Below are 20,359 nucleotides of genomic sequence, written 5' to 3'. Positions count from 1 at the left end.
GGAGGATAGGAAGTCGCTGATTAAGCTAAAGGCTAACCGAATGGTTAGCCTTTTTTGTTATCCCTCATAGGTTATTTATATGAATTTAGAATGACCTATGAGGGGTTTTTCATTGAAACAAAAGAGCGGTTATGTTATCCTCGAATAGTATGAAGTTATAATTTTATATTGTAAGAAGGTTCTTAATCATGTTAATAACAATAGGTAAACGTATAGTATATACGATCATTATTTGTATTGCATTACTATTCATAGCATTAGGAAGTATGTGGTGTTTATCATCGCATTATAAGCTTTATGGTGTTCCCGTTTTAAATTATCATCAAGTTAATGATAAGTATCATTCTGCACTGACACTTGATGTGGCACAGTTTAAGAAACAGATGGAGTACTTACATAACGAAGGGTATCATACGATTAGCCTCGATGATTTATATGCGTATGTGACAGAAGGCAAGGAACTCCCCGATAAACCGATTGTTCTCACCTTCGATGATGGTTATATCGACAACTATGAGGATGTTTTGCCTATCTTAGAATCCTATGATATGCAAGCAACCATATTTATGATTAGCGATGCTGTTAATACAAAACGTTTTATGTCTATCAATGAATTAAAAACTATGGACGCTCATAAGTTTATTGTAGAAGGTCATACTAATCATCATAGTATTTTAACGCGCATTGATCCTTCTAAACTTGATGATGAGATTAAAGGTGGTAAGGATACATTACAGGCTTTCATGGGAAAACCCATCGATTACTTAGCGTATCCTGGTGGTTTTAATAATGCCGAAATTCAACGCATTACTAGTGAAAGCGGGTATAAGATGGCTTTCACAGTCACACCGGGAACGGTTAAACCAGGTCAAAATTTATATGCGTTGCCAAGATTGGCCATATTCCAAGGTGATACACCGTATTTATCATTCTGGATGCGTTTGCACTGCGCGCCATTTATTACTTATACATGGCAATTACGAGATACATTACGGGATAATGGATTTACAAAATTGGCTAGTTTGATACCATTGTTTTAGGAGGATATATGTCTCAAGAAGTTTTACATCGACCTCTCAATGTCGCTGTTCTAACAGTTTCTGATACACGGACTATGGAAACTGATAAAGGCGGAAATAAGGTTCAAGAATTATTAGAAGCTGCTAATCATAATGTAGTAGCTCGAAAGATTGTCATCGATGATTACGATGAAATCCGTAATGCCATTATTCCTTGGTGTAATGATGAATCAATAGATGTGGTCATTTCTACAGGTGGCACCGGTATTGCCATGCGTGATGTGACCATTGAAGCCGTGGATTCTATTATTGAAAAGGCTATACCTGGATTTGGTGAAATTTTTAGGTATCTTTCTTTTACGGAGGATATTGGTACCAAATCTATTGCATCTCGTGCAGAGGCAGGTGTAAATTCGAATACATTAATTTTTTCTATTCCTGGTTCGGTGGGAGCCGTTACTCTTGGCATGAGTAAATTAATTATTCCGGAAATGCCTCATTTGGTGCGAGAAATCAATAAATAGATAGGCACGCACTGATTTACTATGCTATAATTGTATTGTAATTATAGAAGCTAACAGTACTGTATCAGGAGGATCTCCATGGCTTTTAAATTAAAAGGAAAAGAAGAAAAGTTTTTTAGTATTTTAGAAAATCATGCTGAACTTACCTATGAAAGTGCGGAAATGATGGAACGCGTTTTCAAAGGCGAAGTTTCTAAAGAAGAAGCATTCTTGGAAATTGATACAAAAGAAAAAGCTGCGGATGAATTAGTTAATGAAACAGTTGATCGCTTGCGTAAAACATTCATTACACCGATGGACCGTGAAGATATCCAATTGTTGATTGATCAATTAGATACTACACTTGATAATATCAAAGAAATCATGGATAAAATGGTTATGTATCATGTAGGTAAACCTAGTGATGGTGCCATTCGCATGAGTGAAATCGTCGTAAAATGTGTTAAACATATCAATAAATCTATCGGTTACATGGGTAGCCTTAAAAAAGATCATGTGAAGGTAGAAGGTCGTGTACATCAAGTGTTGAAACTTGAATCTGAAGCAGATAATATTTACCATGAAGAAATGGCGAAATTATTTACAGAATGTACGGATCCAATTGAAATTATCAAATGGAAGGAAATCCTTAGCTCCATGGAGGATGTAATCGATGGTTGCGAAGATTTGGTTGGTACATTCCGCCGGGTAGTATTGAAGTATGCTTGAGTCACATTACTTAGTTTGGCTAGTCGTATTTCTAGCCCTAGCATTTGACTACATCAATGGCTTCCACGATACGGCTAATGCGATTGCCACATCTGTTTCAACCCGTGCTATTGAACCTAAAAAAGCAATCATGATGACGGCGGCACTTAATTTTTTGGGTGCTATGGTGAGTACTGGGGTTGCGAAGACAATCGGTGGTGATATTGTTATGTCTCCATCTCTTATCAATAGTGGTATCATTTCAGCAGCCCTTATCGGGGCCATCGTATGGAATTTGCTGACTTGGTACTGGGGAATCCCTAGTTCATCATCCCATGCACTAATTGGTGGTATCATTGGTGCCGTAGGCTGGTCAGTAGGTTTTGATGCTTTAAATGAATCAGGGATTTTAAAGATTTTCTTTTCTCTCATCTTATCACCATTAGTAGCAATGGTTGGTGGCTATATCATCATGAAATTGTTGCTACTCCTCTTTGGTAGATTTTCTCCTATTGTTTTAAATGATAGATTTAGATCCATGCAAATCGTATCGGCCGTTATGATGGCTTTTTCACATGGTTCTAATGACGCACAAAAGGCGATGGGGATTATTACATTGACCTTACTTAGCGGTGGTTATATTGATACCTTAGATGTTCCATTGTGGGTTAAGTTGTGCTGTGCGACTGCGATGGCTTTTGGTACGGCTGTTGGTGGTTGGAAAATTATTTCCACCATGGGGACAAAAATCTTTAAATTAGAAACCATTAATGGTTTTGCAGCCGATTTAAACTCTGCTATTACTATTTTTACTGCTACATTCTTGCATTTACCTGTAAGTACTACACATGTTGTGAGTGGTTCTTTGTTGGGGGTAGGTGCTTCTAAGCGTATTAAAGCAGTAAACTGGGGCGTAGCACGTTCTATGGTCATGGCGTGGTTCGTAACAATTCCGCTATCTGGTATAGTAGCTGCCATTGCTTATGAAGTAGGACATCTTCTATTTGGCAAATTCTTTTAGAACTACATATAATAAATGAGAAGGACTATTAGTAGCTTACTAATAGTCCTTTTTTGTGATATTAATTACAGTTTTATAAAACAATACCATTGCAGTATTGTTTTATATCGTTTATACTAAATGTAGTAATACGTAGACGTTGTTATTGGAAAAGGAGTGCTTATGAAATTAAATCAAGCCACGGACTATGCGTTTCGCATGATTTTGCACATGGCGATGTTACCATCTGGTCAGAAGGTAACAGGCGGTGTATTGGCTGAGCAAGAGATGATTCCAGAACGTTTTTTGCTTAAGATAATGCGCAGCCTTATTGCAGCAGGAATCATGAAATCCTTCCGCGGGGTGGATGGTGGATTTGCATTAAATCGTGAGCCCAAAGATATTTCCATGCTCGATGTGATTAGAGCCGTTGAGGGGGATACGTATTTACAGCGTTGTTTGTATGATGTCGGTTCTTGCTCAAAAGCATGTATGGGCCAATGTGCAGTTAATGAAGCTATGTCTGTTGTACAAGCTGAACTTGTAAGACAGATGGAAAGTGTGACTTTCGATAAATTAGCTGTGCGCGAAAAAGAGATTTTAGAGACCATGAATCCTTGTGTATCTCATGCGTAACGATGTAAGACATTCATCAAGTGTGTATTTTTGAGTCAATTCTAAGGAGGAAAAGACATGTTTGAAGCACTGGATTTAGCACGTTTACAGTTCGCGCTAACATCTATCTATCACTGGCTATTCGTACCGTTCACATTAGGGATGACGGTTATCGTAGCCATTTTAGAATGGACCTTTGTAAGCACCGGTAAAGAAGTTTACCAAAAAATGGCAAAATTCTGGGGTAAATTATTCTTAATTAACTTTGCCATGGGTGTTGTAACAGGTATCGTTCAAGAGTTCCATTTCGGTATGAACTGGGCTGAATATTCTCGTTTTATGGGTGATATTTTTGGTGCCCCACTTGCCCTTGAAGCATTAATGGCATTTTTCTTGGAATCTACATTTATGGGCGTTTGGATCTTTGGTTGGGGTCGCTTATCTAATAAAGCGCATGCTACTGTGGCAACATTAGTTGCATTAGGTACCAATTTATCCGCATTCTGGATCCTTGTAGCAAACTCTTTTATGCAGCATCCTGTAGGCTATGTAATTCGCAATGGTCGTGCGGAAATGGAAAACTTCGCAACCATCGTATCTAATGGTTATGTACCTGGCCAATTTGCTCATATTGTATTAAATGGTTCCATGACAGCAGGTGTCATCATTATGGCTATCAGCGCATGGCACTTGATTCGTAAGAGCAATGTTGATTTCTATAAAACCTCTGTAAAATGGGGTATGGTAATTACCTTAATTGCTGGTACATTAGGTGCTTTTGCAGGTCATCATCAAGGCCAATATATTACTAAAGAACAGCCTATGAAAATGGCAGCTATGGAAGCTCTTTGGGAAACTCAAGATCCAGCTCCATTCTCTTTGGTAGCTAATATCGATACAAAAGCACAACAAAATACAGGTGCCATTGAAATCCCTGGCGGCTTATCCTTCTTAACACAAAACTCCTTTACATCTGGTAAGGTAGAAGGTATTAAAGATTTACAAGCTAAATCTGAAGCTCAATATGGCCCTGGTAATTACATTCCAGATGTTCCTGGTATTTTCTGGACATTCCGCATCATGGTAGCGGCTGGCTCCATTATGTTATTAGTTGCTTTCATCGGCTTGGTATTAAATGCTAAAGGTAAACTCGTAGAGAATAAAACATTCTTGAAAATTATTTTCTGGATGTTACCATTACCTTACATCGCTCAATCCACTGGTTGGTTTGTTGCAGAAGCAGGTCGTCAACCATGGCTTGTATATGGCCTTCAATTGACTGCTAATGGTGCTTCTAAATCCGTTACAGCTCCTGAAATCATGACTACTATCATTGGTTTTACAGTTATTTATATCTTGGCTGCTATTGCCGCATTGTATTTAGCTGTAGAGCATATTAAAAAAGGTCCTGATGGACAAACAATTTACCATGTAGAAGAAAAAGAGGAGGCAAGATTATGGAACTAATTATGAATAACCTTAATGTGATCTGGTTCATCTTGCTTTGTGTATTGTTTGCAGGTTTCTTCTTCTTAGAAGGCTTCGACTATGGCACAGGTATTCTTCTACCAGTCATTGGTAAAACTGACGTTGAACGTCGTCAAATGATTAATGCGTTAGGTCCTATTTGGGATGGTAATGAAGTATGGATGATCACTGCTGGTGGCGCATTATTCGCATCCTTCCCTCATGTATATGCTACATTGTTTAGTGGTTTCTACATGGCATTGTTCTTAATGCTTGCTGTACTTATCATGCGTGGCGTTGCTTTTGAATTCCGTTCTAAAAGTGCAAATCGCACATGGCGTAAAGTATTTGACTATTGTATTTTTATCGGTTCTATCGTTCCTGCCTTATTGTGGGGTGTAACAGTAGGTAACTTGATCCAAGGCACACCTATTGATGAAACGATGACATATATTGGTACATTCTGGGATTTACTTAGCCCTTACACTGTATTATGTGGTGTTGCTTTCGTTTTAGTGTTTACATACCATGGTGGTTTGTTTACATCTATTAAAACAGCAGGTCCTATCTCTGAACGTGCACGTGCAGCATCTCTCGTTACAGGTGTACCTACTGCAATCGGTGTGATTGCGTTGATTATTGCATCCTATGTATACACTGATTTGTACAGCTCTATCTTAGCTACTATTTTCTGTGCCTTAGCTGTTGTTTGCTTCCTTATTTCTTGGGCTGCAGCACGTACGCGCAATACAAAATGGGGCTTTGTATTTAGCTCTCTTTCCGTTATTTTGATTACGGCTACATATTTTGCAGGTCTATTCCCTCGCATTATGGTATCTTCTTTGAACCCAGCGTGGAGCTTGACCATTACAAATGCATCTTCTTCTGAATATACCTTGGCATTGATGACTGCGGTTGCAGTGGTATTTGTACCAATCGTATTAGCATATCAAATTTGGGTATACTGGACATTCCGTCATCGTGTAACAGAAAAAGACTTACATTATTAATATAGGCACTTTTACCGATTGTGAAAGTTTGATCCCTTTTGTGAGGCGTGCTGTAGCGGCACGCCTCATTTTTATGGTAAGATGAATGTAATATTGATAAAATTAGATTTAAAGGGGGTTAGATATGATACAGAAAACGGCGCTTCGCGTCATTAAAAGTAAAAGGCTCGTATTATTGGCACTGATTATGTCTAGTATTTTACAAAGTCTTTCTATAGTAGGACAAGCTTGGTTTTTTGCCACATTAATACATAATTTGGTTTTTCTTGATCATACTGTGTTGGATGAATCTAATACAATTACATGGCTTGCGGTATTCATTATATTACGTTTAGTTTTTTCTTATATACAGGAACATGTATCGTCTAGTTTGGGTCATTCTGTTAAATCTATTTTGCGTAAAGAAGCTCTTTCGCATCTATTTAGATTAGGTATTCAACGAGGAGAATCTCAAGGTGATACGATACATCTCATTACTGATGGATTAGAACAAGTAGAGGCCTATGTTTCGAGCTATATACCTCAAATGCTATATGCGATTATCATCCCACTAGTAATGGGGATTGCCATAATGGATACATTGCCTATTATCGGGGCTATTTTAATAGGTACAGTACCATTAATTCCATTGTTTATGATTTTGATTGGTAAACAAGCGGAAAAGATGAATCAAGAGCAATGGGATCGGATGAGTCTCTTATCAGGTCATTTTTTAGATGTATTGCGAGGCATTACCACATTAAAGGTGTTTGGTCGTGCAAAGGAACAAATACAAGTCATCAGTCGACTGTCTAATGAATTTAAAGACTCTACCTTACGCGTATTGCGTGTGGCTTTTCTATCTGCTCTCGTCTTGGAATTAGTTAGCACAATAAGTACAGCTATCATTGCGGTGTATTTAGGCCTTACACTATTAGATGGCGGTTTGGATTTTCTTCCAGCCTTCTTTATATTATTGTTGGCGCCAGAGTTTTATACACCTTTTAGACAATTAGGAGCTGCTTTTCACACCGGTATGTCTGGTAAAACTGCACTTGCTAAATTTGATGCTTTTATGAATACACCTATTGTATTACCTCGAGGTGGCAATTGTCGTATTCAAGGGACAATTGAATCCATACGCCTAGATAATTTAAATTATACCTATCCAGAAACAAGCAATGGTATAAAGCATATTACATTGCAGGCATGTCGCAATAAACCGATTATGCTTGTTGGTGAAAGTGGGGCTGGTAAATCGACGATTGCGCGAATATTAGGTGCTTTTTTAGAGGCTCCTTCGAACAGTGTATATGTTAATGATATAGATCTATCAACTTGTTCTATGGATTGGTGGCGTACACAGGTTACGTATGTGTCTCAAAAACCTCATGTTATGCATGGTACGCTACGAAATAATATTGCCTTTGGACAAGATGTAAGTGATGACGAGCTTTTAGAAGCAGCCAAACTAGCGGAGTTACATGATGTAATTTGTGAAAAGGGCTTGGATTTTGTCGTTGGTGAAGGAGGCATGGGTCTTAGTGGTGGCGAACTACAACGTATTGCCTTGGCACGTGCTTTTTTACATGGTGGACAAGTTCTTATTTTAGACGAAGTTACATCCCATTTGGATGTGAATACAGAGGCTCAAATCAGTTGTGCATTACAGCGCTTGATGAAGGATAAAATTGTTATTCTTGTAGGGCACCGTATTCAAACGATGCAGTGGGCCTCTCAGTTATATGTGTTGCGTCAAGGTGAAATAATTGAGCAGGGAACCTATGAATCCTTGTTGGCACAGAATGGTTATTTTAAGGCGCTAGTAGATGCTGGGACTGGTTCGTTTGTAATGGATGATGAGGATGTGTCATATGTTTCTGAGCTTGAGGTTCCATTGCCACAACAACAAGAGGCATTAAGTAATAGTAAAGTCCCATATGAAGCCGATGAAACTAAGTATAGTGATATTGAAGGTTGGAAATTGTTATTTTCCGTATTAAAACCTGCTCGTTGGTCCTTAGTACTTGCCTTAGTTTTCACTTCTCTGACCGTATTCATGAATGTAGGGCTTTTGAGCGTATCCTCTTGGTTACTGGCATCGGCTGCATTACAACCTGGTATCACTTACTTGAGCCTCGCTATCGTAGGTGTGCGCTTCTTTGGTATTAGCCGTGCTGTATGTCGTTATTTTGAGCGGTATACATCTCATAAAATGGCATTTCAAGGTTTGTATGGGTTGCGTGTATGGTTTTATACCTATCTAGAACCATTGGCACCAGCTATATTTAAACGATGGGGCGCAGGGGATATGCTCAACCGAATTATGGCGGATATTGAAGTACTGCAATTCTTTTATTTACGCACCTTAATTCCTCCTGTAGCAGCCATTGTATTAACTATATTGGTATCCTTTGGTGTCGGTACTATAGATGCGCATTTATCAACGCTTGTGTGGTGTGCTGCACTGATGACAGGTGTTGTACTACCGTATGGCATATATCGTTATCATCGTACATCCTTAAATATGATCAGTCAGGTACAAGGTCACTTCAAGTCAACATTGACTGATACATTAGAAAGTTTAGAAGACATCATTAGTTACCATAATGAAAATCTAGTTATGGAACGTATGATGCAATCTATAGATGATGTAGAGTACCATAAGTGGCGTATTTCTAAAGGTATGAATTTAGGAAATACGATGTTTATTGCTATTGTACAGATTGTAGTTGTGTTAGCGGCCCTATTAGCAAGTAATGTATTAACTGGCCCTTGGGCAAGTGTTATGGTCGTAGTATGTGCCATTGGTATTCAAGCTTGGTTTGAAGCGCTGCAGCCTATGATTGTATCCGTTCATCATGGTTATGAAAGTTTAGTAGCGATTCGTCGATTGTTACAAATTAAGCATGCACCTCTGCCAATCAAGGATACAGGCTGTGTAGATTTAGATTCTATGGATACGATATCATTGAAACATGTTAATTTTGGGTATGATCACTCATCACTTATATATAAAGATTTAACATTAGATATACCAAAAGGACAGGCTGTTGCTATTGTTGGTGCTAGTGGGTCTGGTAAAACCACATTGTTTTCCTTGTTAGAAAGGCTATATGATTACTCTGGCTATATTTCGGTAGGTCACAATGAATTAAAGAGTGTTACGATTGATTCTTGGCGAAATTTAATGGGATCTATCACACAAGACACTTATATTTTTCATGCCACACTGGAGGACAATATTCGCCTTGCCAAGCCGCATGCAAGTGCGGATGAGGTACAACATGTTGTAGAACAAGCTGTTTTATCTGATGTAGTTACCCGGTTGCCAAAAGGCTTACGAACAATTGTAGGTAGTGGAGGGGTAGGTCTTAGCGGCGGTGAACGTCAACGTGTTGCTTTAGCTCGATTATTCTTGCGAAATCCTGAACTAATACTTCTCGATGAACCGTTAGAGGGGTTAGATCAAGTAACAAGACGAAAATTACATAATGATATTCTAGCTTTTACAAAAGAAAAAACTGTTTTATATATTACACATCAGTTAGAAGGCTTAGAGCTGATGGATCGTATTCTCTTTATGGAAAAAGGTCGTATTGTAGAAGATGGAACCTTTAGCGAGTTAATTGCTAAGAAAGGGCGATTCTATGCATATTGTCGACTTACGATGGCCAGTGTATAAGTAGTATCTGATGGAAAGGCCTTAGTAGATCTCTGTATATACCTCGATAAAATGGGTAAATTATGGTATAATTGTAATGTTTGAGATATAAAAATCTTGTGTAGTGTGCATAAATTGGAGCGACTATGACAAAAATCTTCACCAAGTTACGATCGTTGGTGGATGACGCATTAAATGAACGTTCTCCTATTATTGAACAGGATACGACACTTATGGCTGCACCTGTGGAGCGAGAACTATTTGATCATAGAATTCTCTATATTGAAGAGGATATGGTCAATCGGATGCTCCGTGCTGCGTTTCGAAATCATTGGTTAATCTATTCTGTAACCTTTGAATTTGAGCCGAATAACCAAGTATTTCTCTCCATTATTACTAAATGGGGGAATGTGATTAATGTGGAATTTACCATCGAAGATGTGTGGTTCGATGACTATTCATCTTCCTTTGCTATTAAGTTAGATACTGCTAATATAGATACCGGTGGGTTTATTTTGAACTCGATTCTCCACCTCCTAGGCAACTGGTGCCTTAGCCTATTTGGCATATTTTTTAATCCTATTGCTATTGGCCGATTAGGCTCTACTGTGCGATTTGAGAAGAAGGGAATTCTTCAATTTGATTTAGTACCCAATTCTAGAATCAAAAAATTTATTCCTTTGCCAGAACGTCATGTAGGTAGTACAGGTCCTGTTTTATTGGGAAATCCTAAAACTGGACAGTCTGTATTGCAATTAGACTATTATGCATTTCATGATCCAGTAGATACATTTACAGTTCCTGACGTGCCAACGAGAACGAGTTGGGTTAGATCCATTGATATTGCCGCTGTATTACTGTTACCAATCGGTGTATGGATTACATTTATAATTCTTCATCACTATTTACCAACTGAGACTTTAGAGTTTTCTTTTTCTACATACTTTTTGATTTCATTAGGGATTTTTATTATATCCTTCTTAGTAATGAATATTCCACGGTATGTATATATGTATGTAGACTCTCGAAAACAGTGGCAAAGTGCATTTGTACATAATAATATAAAAATTCAATTGCGTAAGTTACACCGACGCATTTTCATGCAGCAAGCTTCGTTGTCTACAGATTGTGACGAATGTGTAGCCTCTCAAAGTCAAGAGCGGATCAAGCAATTATTATTACAGATTCGAGACAAACGGTTCTTAGCTAATCGATTGAAAATAGCAGATGATGATCGTGCTAGAAAACAAAAGGTTAAATTTATCATTGCTTATATTGGGTGTACATTAATAGAATTAATGTTGTTGATGAATTAACTACATAGCATAACAAAAAGGCTGAGCCTCCTGGCTCAGCCTTTTGTTGTTAGACTAGGTTTATTATCTTTTTTTACGTCGTTTTCGTACCTTTTTTCGAACCTCTTGTTCCTCTTGTGTCGGTGGTTCTGTAATTGGTTGTGATTGTACTGGCTCTTGATTCATAAATGGAGGATAGCCATACTTATTTGGCTCTGGTTGACCCGGTAATACCCAAAATAGGAATCCGATAATCCACACGAATAAATCTAATAAATAATTTAATGGTGTTACGGCTGAATAGGTATTGATGAAAATAATAATGGTAGCCCATAAAATACCAGCCCAACCATTAAATCCAATATCATGTATCCGTCTAGTGAATAATCCACAGGCTAGTGGAAATAACATGGCCTGTAATGCGCCTACAAAAATACGTGTAGCCCAATATGCAGGCAACGTTACGATGTAGTCGATTAAACGTTCCTCGATGATATCTACGATATAGAAGAGTATCATTAAAGCTATGAAGAGTATGATAAATTGTAGTCTGTTAAAGCGCCCCGAAAGGTTGAATATGGTATAGCCCTTACGTCGTCCCTGATATGCTATACCAAAACCTACTAAGCAGATTAGTACAGTTCGTAGAACTGGATATAATAAATCCATGAAGTCCCCTTTATAAAAATAAACATAACGTATATTTTCTATGTGTTTAAGTATATCATGAACAGGCTATTTGGACAATTTAAACGGATTATTTGGATAGATTAGTTAATTCTGGTAATACAAGTTCAAAGGCGATACCATGTTTCATGGATTTTACGTTATCTACAGTAGCTTGGATTGATTTTGTAGTAAAATTCATCGCCAGTTGAGCAGCTTCATGAACGGTAAAACCACGCATGATGGCACCAGATAAAACAGATGTAAAAATATCGCCAGTTCCAGTAGCTTTCACAGGAATAAGAGGAACAGAGTATGTTATTACCGTATCAGTTGAACCTTCGTATACGGCAATCGTTGCATCTGTGTCGGAAGGTACGCTAGTCATAATAACGAGTTCAGGTCCTAATTGGTGTAGTTTTTTACACATGTCGTGCAATTCAGCATTTGAAATGGAATCAGTAGAGAATGGTTTATCTAATAAAAAACAAGCTTCTGTGTAATTTGGTTTTACAATATGAACTCTAGAAATAAGATGGCGCATAGCTTTTACCATATCTGGTGTATATATAGAATAGAGGCGTCCATCATCGGCCATGGCAGGGTCGACAATGACCATTTTATCCTTACCGAAGCGATTAATTGCTTCCTCTACGAGATGGATTTGCTCTGGTGAGGCCAAGAATCCACTGACGATGGCATTAAAATCAATTTCATTCTTTTCCCAACAATCCATAAATGCTGTTAAATGATCAGATAAATCAACGATTTCAAAATATGGATACTCTAAATGGTTACTCAATACAGCTGTTGCTAATGGTACTGCTTGGCACCCAAGAGCGCTGATGATTGGTAGCATAACCGTTAGAGAGCAACGTCCGATGGAACTCATATCTTGTATAGTAAGTATTCTTGGTACTGTAGTCATAGAGACCTCCTCAATATAGTATATATGTATTGTACTGTATTCGTTAAAACCTGTAAAACGAGTGGAATAATAGAAAGCCCCTGTAATGCATGATATAATATGAAGAATAGATGAGTTTTTAATAGATGTAGTTTAAAAGAAATAAATAAAAAATAAAATATTTATTACAATATTAAATCTATACCTTTAAATTTAGAGTCATAATATAGTATAATAATATAGAAATTTTATTGTATGGAGGAGAATAGAATGGCAAGGTATGTTTTACGGCGCATAGGTAGCGCACTTGTTATACTGTGGGTAATTATTAGTATTACCTTCGTTTTAATGCATGCTATACCTGGTGGACCTTTTACAAGTGAGAAAAAATTACCACCTCAAGTTAAAGCTAGCATAGAGGCGAAATATCATTTAGATGATCCTTTATGGAAGCAATATGGTGATTATATTGGTGGTGTTGTTACAGGGGATTTAGGGCCATCCTATAAATATGAAGGACGCTCTGTTAATGATATTATAGGTGAATCATTTCCTGTATCTGCGCAATTGGGCCTATTGGCTCTTTGTGTTGCCGTTGTAGGAGGTATCGCAGCAGGTGCTATTAGTGCCATGCGTCCTAATGGCATAATAGATTATGCTATTACATTTGTTTCCACATTAGGTATTTCTGTTCCTACCTTTATTATTGGTGCAGTTCTAGTATATGTGGTAGGTTTTGAGCTGGGTTGGTTGCCAGTAGCGATGTGGCGTGGTCCGTCGTATATGATTTTACCGGTACTTACATTGGCTGCACAACCTATGGCATTTATTGCGCGATTAACTCGTAGTGGCTTACTTGATGTGTATCAACAGGAATATATTCGTACAGCTCGAGCAAAAGGCCTTGGTGCATGGAACATCTTAATTCGTCATGCTTTAGGTAATGCTATTTTACCTGTTATTACCTACATTGGCCCATTAGCTGCTAGTTTGTTAACAGGTAGCTTTATTGTGGAAACAATTTTTGCCATTCCTGGTTTAGGTCAATATTTTGTAACATCTATTTATAATCGTGACTATACGGTTATTCTTGGTGTTACTGTGTTTTATAGTACTTTGATTGTAGTCTTGAATATTATTGTTGATATGATTTATCCGATTATCGACCCTCGGGTAACAACAGAGAAGGAGCGTGCGTAATGGATAGAAACGATTTTTTACCTATTGAACGCGATATGAATATTCGAGAATCCTCCTTTATAGTGCGTCCTAACTGGTGGCAACGATTTAAGGTAAATCGATTGGCCGTAGTTGGTGCAGGCATCATAGCCGTTATGATTGTGTTGGCAATCTTTGGCCCTATGATTTCGCCATATACTTATGCAGATCAATCCTTAGTAGATGCTAATCAAAGCCCTAGCTTAGCACATTGGTTTGGTACGGATACATTAGGCCGTGATATCTATACTCGCGTTATGTATGGGGCGCGTATTTCTTTAACCATTGGTATTGTAGCTGCCTTATTAAATCTTGTAATCGGCGTTATTTATGGCGGAATTGCAGGTTACTTTGGTGGTAAAACAGATAGAATTATGATGGCTATCGTCGATGTATTATACGGTATTCCATTATTGCTATACGTTATTTTGTTAATGGTTGTTATTGGTCCAGGTCTTACCTCAATCTTTATTGCATTGGGAATCGCATATTGGCTCAATATGGCACGTATTGTACGTAGTCAAATTGTGAAAGTTCGAGAAGAGGAATATATTGTTGCAGCAGAAACAATGGGGATTCCTAAATGGCGTATTCTATGGCGCCACATTTTGCCAAACTGTGTAGGGCCTATCATTATCACATTGACATTAGCGATTCCAGATGCCATCTTTACCGAGGCCTTTTTGAGCTTTATTGGTCTCGGTGTCAATGCACCGATGGCAAGTTGGGGCGTTTTGGCATCTGATGGGATTAGTAGTATGAGATCTTATCCATTCCAATTGATATTCCCTGCATTGGCAATTAGTGTTACTATGCTTGGCTTTGTATTCTTAGGGGATGGATTGCGTAATGTATTTGATCCAAAGGAAGGGGATAGATGATGAATGATATATTAGTAGATGTACGAAATCTATCCATTACCATCGATACATTTAGAGGCCCTTTGCGCATTATTCGCAATCAGGACATCATGCTTAGAAAAGGTGAAATTTTAGGCGTTGTTGGTGAATCCGGCTGCGGTAAATCGGTCATGGTTAATTCTTTGATGGGCCTACTACCGGAAGGTCGTACTAAAATAAAATCAGAAAAATTTGAAATTGATGGTGAAGATTGTCAAGACTATGTAGAAGAAGATTGGAATGAATTGCGTGGTACAACGGTGGCCATGGTATTTCAGGACCCTATGACCGCATTGAATCCGATATTGACAATTGGTGAGCAAATTTATGAGGTGATTCATCGTAGCAATGCCTATGGTGATGATTATGATGAAAAGGCGATAGCTCTCGATTTGTTGAAAAAAATGGGACTATCTACACCAGAAAAACGATTAAACCAATATCCCCATGAGTTGAGTGGTGGTATGCGTCAACGAGTATGTATTGCCATGGCTGTAGCGGGCCGTCCTAAAATCTTAATCTGTGATGAACCAACGACTGCACTGGATACAACAACAGAGGCACAAATTTTACGCCTTATGCAGACCTTAGCTGTAGAAGCGGGAATAGGCATTATATTTATTTCCCATAATTTACGTGTTATTGCACAACTATGTGACCGCGTTATGGTTATGTATGCTGGTAAATGTGTTGAGTCTGCTACGGTAGAGGATTTGTTTAATGATCCACGTCATCCTTATACAATTGGTCTGTTAATGTCTTTGCCGCAGGGAAAATGGCATGGTGAATTAAAGGCCATTGAAGGACAACCGCCAGATTTGTATGAATTACCTCGTGGATGTGCCTTTAATCCGCGTTGTAAATGGGCGATGCGCATATGTGGAAAACGTATACCTATGATATCCAATGTTGGGAATAATCATGAGTATACATGTTGGTTAGCAAAGTTGGAGGGACTTTAATGGGATATATTTGGGAAACAGACAATCTCGTTAAAAATTTTACCCTTTCTGGCGGATTGTTTAGACCAAAACAAACGGTACATGCATTACAAGGTGTTAGTCTTTACCAAGAGGAAGGCGAAACACTAGGTATTGTTGGTGAGTCAGGATGTGGTAAATCTACGTTTGGGTATACCTTGATGGGCGTACATCAAGCCACATCAGGTTCTATTTATATGAATGGAATTGAAGTAAATCCATATATTCATAAAGATATAACGAGGGATATGATGCAAATGGTATTCCAAAATCCATATGCATCTCTTAATCCGAGATTAAAGATTAATACAATATTAGAAGAGCCATTAGAGTTAAACCCTAATTATACGCCTCGAGATCGTGTCATTCGTGTTAAAGAGGTGTTAGAACAGGTAGGTTTAGATATGTCTTTTGGTGAGCGATATGCTCATGAATTATCTGGTGGGCAACGACAAAGAATTGGCATTGCTCGGGCACTTATTATGGAGCCTAAATGCATTATTCTTGATGAACCTATTTCGGCACTAGATGTGTCTATACAGGTTCAAATTATGACGTTGTTAGAGCGCTTACAAGCTTTACATGGCATTTCCTATCTCTTTATTTCGCATGATTTGCCTATGGTTCGTTACATTAGTCATCGCATGGTGGTCATGTATTTAGGGGCTGTTATGGAAGAGGGGCCTGCTCTTGATATTTATGAGTTTCCTCAACATCCATATTCAAAGGCTCTTACGAAGATGGTTGGCGAAGTGGTTCCGCGGGCTCCAATTGGCGCTCCATTGAAAGGAGAACCGGCGAGTCCGTTGCATCCGCCTAAGGGGTGTTTGTTTAGTGATCGTTGTCCAGATGTTGAACGTAGATGTCTAGAAGAACGACCACCTCTCCGTGAATGGGCGGATAGAAGAATTGCATGTTGGCATATTTAATGGGGTAAATAATGGAACAGTTAATCGTAGGGAAATCCTTAGAAATACAATTGGCAGCTTTGCTTGATACGTTGCCTTCAGATGCCACTGTATCCTATATGGTAACGCGTCTGAATGAAGGGGAGGAGGCTACCATAGTAGCTTCTTCTAAGGAAACGATTGTCCATACTGGTGCTAGTATGGTAAAAACGCTGATTTTGGAATATGTATTTCATCTAGCAGCACAAGAACAACTCGATCTTAACGATACGATTGCATTGAGTCGGAGCCCTCGTGTTGAAGGGGCTGGCGCCTTGATGGAATTGGTGGGTAATCATAGTTTTAGTTATTTAGAGCTATGTCGATTGATGATGGTACTCAGTGATAATTGGGCTACTAATCTATTGATGCAAGCCTTGGGCATGGAAAATATCAATGCTAGAGCTGAACAACTAGGGCTTGAACATTTTGAAATCAATCGTATGATGATGGATTTTACAGCGGCAAAAGAAAATCGGGAGAATTATATTACCGCTATGGATATGGCTGTATTGTTACATCATATTTATGAATTGCGTCATACCATATATGGCCATGAGATGTGGAATATTCTGGGACGTCAACAGTTCAGAGATATATTGCCATTTCATTGGGGAGAGGATGTAATATTCCATCATAAAACGGGTTCGTTAGATTGTGTTGAACATGATGCGGGCATTATAGAAACGATGAATGGAGATTTTTGTTTTGTTTTATTAATGAGTCATTTAGATAATGATAAGGCAAAACAACTAGGAGCTCAGATGGGGCTCATTATGAAAGAATTTGTAGAGGATGCATTACCATGATGGATAAACGAAAATTGCTTAAGCTCGTGGTACTAGCCTTTGGCGTAAGTATATTGCTACTCGTCTTTGGATATACTAACGGGCCTAAGATTGTTGATGAGCATACGATACGATATGTATTGGAACAGGAACCATCAACACTAGATCCGGCTAAGTCTAGTACATCGCCTGAGGCGACTGTTCAATTACAGCTATTTGATGGCTTGGTTCGTTTAGATGATAAAGGCGAACCAGAGGCTGCGATAGCAAAGAGTTGGACTGTATCAGATGATGGTACAACATATACATTCCATTTGAGACCTAATTTGAAGTGGTCTAATGGAGAGCCATTAACAGCTCATGATTTTGAGTATGCTTGGAAAAGAACCTTGGATCCGGATACAGGCGCTGATAACGCTTATATGTTATATGTAATTAAGAATGGCGAAGCTTTCAATAATGGCAAAGCCAATCGCGATGATGTTGGTGTAGAAGCGGTTGATGACGATACATTAGTTGTTACCTTAGAACATCCAACAGCGTATTTCTTAAAATTATTGGCCTCTCATGGCTATTATCCGGTGAATAAAAAAACTGTAGAAAATAATGAAAATTGGGGCAATAATGCGGAAACAATTGTTTCTAATGGACCTTATAAATTGTTGAGCTGGCAACATAATGGAGAACTCAATTTTGTCAAAAATGAGAACTACTGGGATGCTGATGAAGTTGTAACAAAAACGATGAATTGGCCGATTAGTGAATCTCAAAGTACACGCCTTACTCTCGTTGAAGGTGGCGAAGCGGACATGATGGTAGAACCTCCTGTAGCAGATCAACAACGGTTAGAAGAAGCTGGTTTATTGCACATAGGCCCTATGCTTGGTAACTATTATTACCTATTTAATGTGAAAGCAGAACCTTTTACCAATCCTGATGTACGTAAAGCCTTTTCCATGGTTATTAATCGTAAGGAAATTGTAAAGAACATCGTAAAAGGTGGTAAGGAAGAAGCTTATGCATTTGTTCCATATGGTATGCTTGAAAGCAATGGAACTGATGATTTCCGTGAAGCCGGTAGCTATCTTGTATATGAAGATGTAGAGCAAGCTAAGGAATTGATAAAAGAGGCTGGCTATGATGAAAATCATCCATTGCCACCAATTACGATTTTGTATAATACGAGTGAAATGCATAAAGCGATAGCAGAAGCCATTCAAGCAACATGGCATAAAGCATTTGGCGCTGATGTACGATTGCAGAATCAAGAGACTAAGGTGTTCCTTGCCAATCGCGAGGCTGGCAAATATCAAGTGGCTCGTGCATCCTGGGTTGCTGACTATGGGGACCCACAAAACTTCTTAGAAGTATTCTCTGCTGAAGATAATGACAGCCAATATCATAGTGAAGAATATAATGAGCTTATCGCTCGTATTCGTAGCACCCCGGATAGTGCAGAACGTGATGCATTGATGCATAAAGCAGAACGTATGATTTTTGATGAATCCTTAGTTATGCCATTATACTTTACGACACAACCATATGTATCTAATGGAACCATTCAAAACTATTTCTGGACCGTACTTGGTCAAGTAGACTTTAAAAAAGCATATAAATAAGATACACTAAAGACGTACAATTTGTACGTCTTTTTTGTATTTTACGATTTATGTATGGTCGTTTATAGTTACTATTAGTACATGACCTTGTAAACAATGCTATATATGTGAGGAATTATGGAGTGGAAGTATCCAAGGTGTTTAAAAAAAGGTATGACTATTGGGTGTATAGCACCTGCAAGTAGTAGTGATGAGTCTTTAGACGCGATACAACAAATATGCGAGGAATATGGTTATCAGATTATATTTGGTGAATCTTGTTATCGCACTGGCTTGTATGGGGGCAGCCCTGAGGAGCAGGCACAAGAGTTTGAATGGATGATGACTGCTGCCCCATGTGATGCGGTGTTAGCGTTACGTGGCGGGTATGGTACGATGCGCTATATTGATCGTCTTGACTACACCGCTATACGTGAATATGGAAAGCCATTTATTGGCTATAGTGATTGTACAGCGTTACACATGGCTATCAATCGATATAGTCGTCTTGTTACGTATCATGGGCCAATGGGCGTAGATTTTACTAAATCACGAAATGAGGATATACACCATTTATTTGAGGTGTTAGAAGGTAAACTTCGTGTTATTGAGCCTTTACCTGAGCCACCTCGAGGGGCTATTGGTACAGAACTAGGGGACGGCATATTGCGCGGTGGCAATATGACTATGCTTTCTATGCTGTGTGGCACACCTTATTTCTTAGAGGATGATAGCCTAGAGGATACGGTTTTATTTATAGAGGATATTGGTGAGGCACCATATAAACTAGATCGTATGTTACAACAATGGAGATTATCTGGCTTGTTAAGTCGGATTAAGGGGCTGATGATAGGCACCTTTACCGATTGCGAAGGGGATGAGGACGAATCTGATTACGACATAGGTTATGAAGCTCTTCGATATATGGAAGAAAATAGAGCAGTACATCTATCCGATCCCTTTGTATGCTATGTGCCAACGGGACATGGTACACCGCATCAGACCTTGCCATTAGGTGGGCATGTTCATTTTCGATATATTTCTAATACAATCGTATTATCGCCTTATACAGAACAACGTACATTATAAGGCGGCA

General features: G+C 38.6%; 18 protein-coding genes. 16 read left to right on the top strand and 2 right to left on the bottom strand.

The window, feature by feature from the left end; genetic code table 11:
* Window positions 1-188 precede the first annotated feature (188 nt).
* The 9 genes from HMPREF1504_RS09655 to HMPREF1504_RS09615 all read left to right on the top strand — a co-directional run bounded on the left by HMPREF1504_RS09655 (window position 189) and on the right by HMPREF1504_RS09615 (window position 11,281).
* A complete protein-coding gene (locus HMPREF1504_RS09655) occupies window positions 189-1,040 on the top strand; it encodes a polysaccharide deacetylase family protein (RefSeq protein WP_038125247.1) in 852 nt (283 codons plus the stop codon).
* A gap of 8 nt (window positions 1,041-1,048) precedes the next feature.
* A complete protein-coding gene (locus HMPREF1504_RS09650) occupies window positions 1,049-1,543 on the top strand; it encodes a molybdenum cofactor biosynthesis protein B (protein WP_038125246.1) in 495 nt (164 codons plus the stop codon).
* A 78-nt stretch (window positions 1,544-1,621) separates the two neighbouring features.
* A complete protein-coding gene (locus HMPREF1504_RS09645) occupies window positions 1,622-2,251 on the top strand; it encodes a DUF47 domain-containing protein (protein ID WP_005375274.1) in 630 nt (209 codons plus the stop codon).
* On the top strand, window positions 2,244-3,251 hold the full coding sequence (locus HMPREF1504_RS09640; protein WP_005379816.1) for an inorganic phosphate transporter: 1,008 nt from the start codon (window positions 2,244-2,246) through the stop codon (window positions 3,249-3,251). Before HMPREF1504_RS09645 ends, HMPREF1504_RS09640 begins: the two co-directional genes overlap by 8 nt.
* Before the next feature lie 162 nt (window positions 3,252-3,413).
* Window positions 3,414-3,866, top strand: a complete 453-nt coding sequence (locus tag HMPREF1504_RS09635) for an Rrf2 family transcriptional regulator (protein WP_005375284.1) — start codon at window positions 3,414-3,416, stop codon at window positions 3,864-3,866.
* Between the two features lie 57 nt (window positions 3,867-3,923).
* Window positions 3,924-5,312, top strand: coding sequence for a cytochrome ubiquinol oxidase subunit I (locus HMPREF1504_RS09630; protein WP_005379812.1), 1,389 nt, complete (start codon window positions 3,924-3,926; stop codon window positions 5,310-5,312).
* Window positions 5,303-6,322 carry a cytochrome d ubiquinol oxidase subunit II gene (gene cydB / locus HMPREF1504_RS09625; protein WP_005375270.1) on the top strand — a complete coding sequence of 340 codons (1,020 nt, stop codon included), beginning with the start codon at window positions 5,303-5,305 and terminating at the stop codon, window positions 6,320-6,322. The genes HMPREF1504_RS09630 and cydB overlap by 10 nt, the downstream gene beginning before the upstream one ends.
* Window positions 6,323-6,446: 124 nt before the next feature.
* Complete coding sequence (gene cydD / locus HMPREF1504_RS09620; RefSeq protein ID WP_038125245.1) at window positions 6,447-9,986, top strand: thiol reductant ABC exporter subunit CydD; 3,540 nt, start codon at window positions 6,447-6,449, stop codon at window positions 9,984-9,986.
* 125 nt (window positions 9,987-10,111) lie between these two features.
* Window positions 10,112-11,281, top strand: coding sequence for a hypothetical protein (locus tag HMPREF1504_RS09615; protein ID WP_005376590.1), 1,170 nt, complete (start codon window positions 10,112-10,114; stop codon window positions 11,279-11,281).
* Window positions 11,282-11,344: 63 nt separating this feature from the next.
* Here the strand turns inward: HMPREF1504_RS09615 and HMPREF1504_RS09610 are convergent, their stop codons facing one another.
* Both HMPREF1504_RS09610 and HMPREF1504_RS09605 read right to left on the bottom strand, forming a co-directional pair.
* Entirely contained in the window at window positions 11,345-11,929 is a 585-nt protein-coding gene (locus HMPREF1504_RS09610) for a DUF805 domain-containing protein (protein ID WP_016476575.1), read from the bottom strand.
* Between the two features lie 88 nt (window positions 11,930-12,017).
* Window positions 12,018-12,854, bottom strand: coding sequence for a pyridoxamine kinase (locus HMPREF1504_RS09605; RefSeq protein ID WP_038125244.1), 837 nt, complete (start codon window positions 12,852-12,854; stop codon window positions 12,018-12,020).
* 249 nt (window positions 12,855-13,103) lie between these two features.
* Here HMPREF1504_RS09605 and HMPREF1504_RS09600 point away from each other — a divergent pair, with 249 nt between their 5' ends.
* From HMPREF1504_RS09600 to HMPREF1504_RS09570, 7 genes are all read left to right on the top strand, one after another.
* Window positions 13,104-14,033: an ABC transporter permease gene (locus HMPREF1504_RS09600; protein ID WP_005376531.1), complete on the top strand. Its 930-nt coding sequence runs from the start codon at window positions 13,104-13,106 to the stop codon at window positions 14,031-14,033.
* Window positions 14,033-14,932 (top strand): ABC transporter permease, encoded by a 900-nt coding sequence (locus HMPREF1504_RS09595; protein ID WP_038125243.1) that lies wholly within the window; start codon window positions 14,033-14,035, stop codon window positions 14,930-14,932. The genes HMPREF1504_RS09600 and HMPREF1504_RS09595 overlap by 1 nt, the downstream gene beginning before the upstream one ends.
* Window positions 14,929-15,912: an ABC transporter ATP-binding protein gene (locus HMPREF1504_RS09590; protein ID WP_005379801.1), complete on the top strand. Its 984-nt coding sequence runs from the start codon at window positions 14,929-14,931 to the stop codon at window positions 15,910-15,912. Before HMPREF1504_RS09595 ends, HMPREF1504_RS09590 begins: the two co-directional genes overlap by 4 nt.
* Window positions 15,912-16,859, top strand: coding sequence for an oligopeptide/dipeptide ABC transporter ATP-binding protein (locus HMPREF1504_RS09585; RefSeq protein WP_005379833.1), 948 nt, complete (start codon window positions 15,912-15,914; stop codon window positions 16,857-16,859). The genes HMPREF1504_RS09590 and HMPREF1504_RS09585 overlap by 1 nt, the downstream gene beginning before the upstream one ends.
* 11 nt (window positions 16,860-16,870) lie before the next feature.
* The gene (locus HMPREF1504_RS09580) at window positions 16,871-17,686 is read left to right on the top strand and encodes a serine hydrolase (RefSeq protein ID WP_038125242.1); all 816 of its coding nucleotides are present in this window, start codon (window positions 16,871-16,873) and stop codon (window positions 17,684-17,686) included.
* Complete coding sequence (locus tag HMPREF1504_RS09575; RefSeq protein ID WP_038125241.1) at window positions 17,683-19,284, top strand: peptide ABC transporter substrate-binding protein; 1,602 nt, start codon at window positions 17,683-17,685, stop codon at window positions 19,282-19,284. Before HMPREF1504_RS09580 ends, HMPREF1504_RS09575 begins: the two co-directional genes overlap by 4 nt.
* A gap of 117 nt (window positions 19,285-19,401) precedes the next feature.
* Window positions 19,402-20,352 (top strand): LD-carboxypeptidase, encoded by a 951-nt coding sequence (locus HMPREF1504_RS09570; protein WP_038125240.1) that lies wholly within the window; start codon window positions 19,402-19,404, stop codon window positions 20,350-20,352.
* Window positions 20,353-20,359 lie beyond the last annotated feature (7 nt).

The organism is Veillonella sp. ICM51a (assembly GCF_000524355.1).
GTDB classification, from domain to species: domain Bacteria; phylum Bacillota; class Negativicutes; order Veillonellales; family Veillonellaceae; genus Veillonella; species Veillonella atypica.
This window is presented reverse-complemented; position numbering and strand designations above follow the sequence as displayed.